This is a genomic window from Clostridium sp. AM25-23AC (genome assembly GCF_003435125.1).
In the GTDB taxonomy this organism is placed as follows: domain Bacteria; phylum Bacillota; class Clostridia; order Lachnospirales; family Lachnospiraceae; genus Pilosibacter; species Pilosibacter fragilis.
Map to the genome: position 1 here is coordinate 407 of NZ_QWGI01000063.1, position 4,262 is coordinate 4,668.

Annotated in this window: 6 protein-coding genes; all 6 read right to left on the reverse strand. The window is 54.1% G+C overall.

Annotated features, from left to right (window positions below; genetic code table 11):
* On the reverse strand, positions 1-767 hold a 767-nt coding region (locus DW677_RS17480; RefSeq protein ID WP_242992240.1), incomplete at its 3' end, for a class I SAM-dependent methyltransferase.
* 11 nt (positions 768-778) lie between these two features.
* Positions 779-1,270 carry a hypothetical protein gene (locus DW677_RS17485; protein WP_117472608.1) on the reverse strand — a complete coding sequence of 164 codons (492 nt, stop codon included), beginning with the start codon at positions 1,268-1,270 and terminating at the stop codon, positions 779-781.
* Positions 1,271-1,281: 11 nt separating this feature from the next.
* Entirely contained in the window at positions 1,282-1,965 is a 684-nt protein-coding gene (locus DW677_RS17490) for a class I SAM-dependent methyltransferase (RefSeq protein WP_117472592.1), read from the reverse strand.
* A 44-nt stretch (positions 1,966-2,009) separates the two neighbouring features.
* Positions 2,010-2,915 (reverse strand): alpha/beta hydrolase, encoded by a 906-nt coding sequence (locus DW677_RS17495; protein ID WP_207658709.1) that lies wholly within the window; start codon positions 2,913-2,915, stop codon positions 2,010-2,012.
* 11 nt (positions 2,916-2,926) lie between these two features.
* Positions 2,927-3,532, reverse strand: coding sequence for a class I SAM-dependent methyltransferase (locus tag DW677_RS17500; protein WP_117472590.1), 606 nt, complete (start codon positions 3,530-3,532; stop codon positions 2,927-2,929).
* A gap of 1 nt (position 3,533) precedes the next feature.
* A complete protein-coding gene (locus DW677_RS17505) occupies positions 3,534-4,148 on the reverse strand; it encodes a class I SAM-dependent methyltransferase (RefSeq protein WP_117471172.1) in 615 nt (204 codons plus the stop codon).
* Positions 4,149-4,262 lie beyond the last annotated feature (114 nt).

The window sequence follows — 4,262 nt, forward strand, 5'->3', positions numbered from 1 at the left end:
AAAAAGCCGCTGACGGAAGGGTCTTTCAGGTCGTTGTAGCCCATCATATAGCCCCTGCTGGATACTTGCAAACGGCTGTCCCATGGGGAAAGCTCGCTTTTCGCATCCGAAACCGCGAAATATGCTCCCACATCCTTGATTTTCGCCGTCCTGAGCCACGTTTTGGCGATCATCTTCACCGCCGTACGGTTGGCAGCATCAAAGACCAGCACTCCGCAGGGGAAAGCGTCCGCCATCCCCTGCACCAGTTCCCGAACCTGCTCCGTCAGGAAGTAATAGAACACCCCGGAGGCAAAGAACACCGCCCCGCCGGAGGCATCGATCTTGTCAAACCATGCGGGGTCTTTCAGGTTGCAGGGGATGTTTTGCTCCCGCTCCCCGGCGGGCAGAAGCTGCTGCCGCAAAGCGATCACATCCGGGAAGTCCAGATTGTAGATTTTACAGCTGCCGTTGTCGCAGGCTCTGCCGGTGTTATCCAGCCCGCAGCCCAGATTGACCACTGCCGCGCAGGGGTGGTTTTTCAGGTACGCCTGCACTTCAAAGGCAAGGTCATTCTGCCGCATGGCGACCTCCAGCGCACCGAAACGCTGCATCAGGCTGCGGGAATTTTTCTCTGCCTCTGAAAAGTCGTAGTCGATCTGGTCGATCAGACGCACCGCCGTTTCGTCCCGGTAAAGGTTCGGATACAACTCCGTACACAGCTTCCGTGAATACAGCGGGAGGATCAACGTCTCCTGCACGGTGTTTTTCTCGATTTTGTATTTCATAGGTTCCTCCCTCAGTGAGTAAAAATAGTCATCATTGCCGCCAGCACCATCGCTATGACTGCCATGCCCACCGGGCCGAAAAGCCACTTTTTCTGCTTGTCTTTTGCGGTGATGTAGGGCTTCAGATCTTCTGTTCCGGGAATCGTCCATGCGTTCGTATGTTCCACCCAATAGCCGTCGATCAAAAAGCGGTCGATGAGATTCATAACGGACAAGATGACAAGCAGCTGCCAGAAGCTCGCCGCAAAGCCGTGCGCACCGTTTATCCCATAGACGCAAACCAGCACATAGCCAATATAGCCGGGAATGCAAACGGCTTTGAAAAGTAGAGAATTGCGCTTGATTTTCTCGTGTGTTGTAAGTCCCAGCTTCACGCACCGCTGCTGCACCGCCGGGCTGTAAAGATGCACCATCCCAACAGCCCCTTTGCAGATGCCCACAGCACAGACAAGAAGCAGCAGTGCCCCCAGCCCAAAACCTTCCGGAATCGTTTGTAAAACCATCCCTGTTCTCTTCATTCTGCTTTCCGGCAGACGAACCATGCCATGCTCTTCACGGTTCCAAGTGTTACGGCTTCGTACAGTTTCCCCAGCCGTTTTTTCAAGCTGAAGGCCGTCTCATAGGGCGGTGTGAAGAACCCCGTCTTTTCATAGACGCGCCGGACGAACCAGTCCGTCCGCTTGTGCTCGCCCATCACATAAAAGCAGCCGCAGAATGTCCCGCCGGGTCTCAAGACCCGGAAAAGCTCCCGATAAGCGGCCTCCTTGTCCGGGAAAGCGTGAAAGCCGTTCAGCGACAAAACGATGTCAAAGGTATCGTCTGCATAGGGAAGTGCCCCCATATCGCCCTGCCGGAAGGTTACATTTTTCAGACGCAGGTGCTCCGCCTTTTCCTGTGCCTGCCCCATCATATCCGCCGAGTAATCGAGGCAAGTGATGTCTGCCTCCGGCATAGTCTGATAAACCGACATGGTCAGAATGCCGGTTCCCACCGGCACTTCCAGCAGCTTACCGGAGAAATTCTCTGGAATCCCGGACAACGCTTTTTCCAGATAGTCGTCGTTTTCTGCCTTGTTCATTGCCCACACCAAACGGCACACCGCTTTCCCACTCAGGGTAGAGCAGGTGATCATGCCGTCATAAAAATTGTTTCCGCCCGTCATTCGGTATGCGCTGCAAATGATCTCATTTCGCTCCATGGTTCTTCCTCCGTGTTTCAATCATCACACGACCGTTTCCGGCCTCATTTCTCCAAAATCTCCACGATTTTCGCAAAGTCCTCTTTTGCCTCCTTGAAGATCGGCAGCATACAGTAGCAATGCACCATCTTCGGGCGGGCAGACACCGTATAGGGGACATTCGCCCGTTTGCAGGCTTCCTCGAAGTCCAGCAGTGCGCCGTAGAGTACCTCGTCGGCAGAATAGAAGAAGTGGATATCGCCTACGCCGGTAAAATCTCCCCGGGAGCCGGAAAGCATATAGTCCGGCACATTCTCGCAACCGTGCCGCATGAATTTTTTCACTGTCACCATAAAGGCATAGTCGATGGAGACGTCCCGTTCATTGAGCGCCTGCATCCGCGCCTTTTCCGCATCGTTCCACGGCACCTCACCGGGGGATACGGCGACGATGTGCCTCGGCTGCGGCAGCGGTTCGGGCTGCGCGTTGTTGTGCGCCGCAATGCCCAGCGCCAGCGCACCGCCGGAGGAAAAGCCGCAAGTACTGACATTTCCGCCGCCGTACAGTGTAATCATTTTTCGATAACATTCGTACACCATCGCGTATGTTTCAGTAATGCAGTGTTCCATGCAGAGCGGGTAAAACGGAAACCACACATCACAGCCGGTCTCGCGGCAGAGCTTGCGCATCACAGGCAGGTCGCCCTTATCGGGGCCGATCACCATGCCGCCGCCGAAGAAATAGAGAATAGCACGCTTGGACGGTTTCGGACGCTCTCGCACGATCAGACAGGGAAAGCCGTTCACTGTAATTGTTTCATAATACGCCTTGCGGTCGGTGGGCGTAAAAATGCCGCGGTGCCGGTTCTGCTTTTCGATTTCCTTTTGCAGCGCATCCTCCGGCAAAGCGAACGCCTTTTTCGCGCCGGAGAGCTTATAAGCCATGTGCAGGATGGATGCAAAAATGCTCATGCTTGATCTCCTCATTTTCGCACCGTGATGCAGAGCCAACTTTTCTTTTTGTGTATCTGCACATCGTGAAAGCCTGCCTGCTCCAGATACGCCTTTAATTCAATATCTTTGTAGATGGTCATGCCGCCGATGATCTCCGTCCACTTTTCGTCCTTGTCCGTGTCACCGTTGCTTTCGTTGCAGATGAGAAAGGTCCCGCCGGGCTTCAACACCCGCCGGACTTCCCGAAGGCACCGTGGCAAATCCGACCAGAAGTAGACCGTTTCAAACGCGGTAACCACATCAAACCAATCCTTTTCAAAGATGATGTGTTCCACGCTGCTCTGCCACACCGCACAGCGCCCTTTCTGAATGGCAGTCCGGTTTAAATTCCGGGCTTTCTCTACGCTGACAGCAGAATAATCCACACCCCTGACGATGCCTTGCGGGCATTTTTTCAGCAGCCTTTTGATATTGGCGCCTCCTCCGCAGCCGCAATCCAGCACTCTGGCATCCGGCGCAAGCTCTAAAAAGCGAAGCCCCCACCGCGCCACGGGACTGTGTCCCAGATTCATCATAGCAACCATAATTTTCCCGCCAAGCCCCACAGGCTTGCGGGTGTTTTCAAAGAATGACATATCACACCTCCGTTTTCTCACACTCGGCATAGGTCAGCGGGAATGAGGCTTTCAGAACAACGCTTTTCCGCACCGCCCAGCCGTTTTGCCGCAGGAAGCGCAAGTATTCCTCGCTTGTCCACTTGCTGTGGAGAGGGAAGCCCGCCAGCTTCATGAAAAATGCCCTGACCTTTCCGGAAAACGAGTTCCCCGCGTGGGTGAAGGTCGGCGCGATGAGCACGCCATCGTCCTTCAGCACCCGATGAATCTCGGCAAGGGCTTTCTCCGGCTGCGGCACGATGTGCAGCGCGTTGGACACGATCACCACGTCGAAGGACTTGTCTGCATAGGGCAGGCGGAACATATCCTGCACCGAAAAGTGTAGCTTTGCAGATTGATTATCCCGCTTTGCCTCGGCGATCATCTCCACGGAGGCGTCCGTCGCCTCGATGTGTGCCGCTGCTTTTATGATGTGCCTGGCGATCAGTCCCGTTCCAGTAGCCAGCTCCAGCACTGTTTTGTCTTTCACGACCGGCCGGATCAGCTCATACATTTTTTCATATACTTCTCTGTCTTTTCGCATAAAGCGGTCATACCGACCTGCATTTCTGTCCCAGAAATTCTTGTGTTCTCGCATTGCTGTCTCTCCTTTTATAGTTAGATTTATCTAACCGGCACGTGCACATTGATAAGTTAGGTTAAGCTAACTTATGTATTTAGGAAAAGCCGCATTTCTGCGGCCTTTCGGCTT

Excerpts from the sequence above, each read along its gene's own strand:
- DW677_RS17485 (WP_117472608.1), bottom strand. The coding sequence starts at position 1,270 with ATGGTTTTACAAACGATTCCGGAAGGTTTTGGGCTGGGGGCACTGCTG.
- DW677_RS17490 (WP_117472592.1), bottom strand. The coding sequence starts at position 1,965 with ATGGAGCGAAATGAGATCATTTGCAGCGCATACCGAATGACGGGCGGA.
- DW677_RS17505 (WP_117471172.1), bottom strand. The coding sequence starts at position 4,148 with ATGCGAGAACACAAGAATTTCTGGGACAGAAATGCAGGTCGGTATGAC.
- DW677_RS17500 (WP_117472590.1), bottom strand. The coding sequence starts at position 3,532 with ATGTCATTCTTTGAAAACACCCGCAAGCCTGTGGGGCTTGGCGGGAAA.
- DW677_RS17495 (WP_207658709.1), bottom strand. The coding sequence starts at position 2,915 with ATGAGCATTTTTGCATCCATCCTGCACATGGCTTATAAGCTCTCCGGC.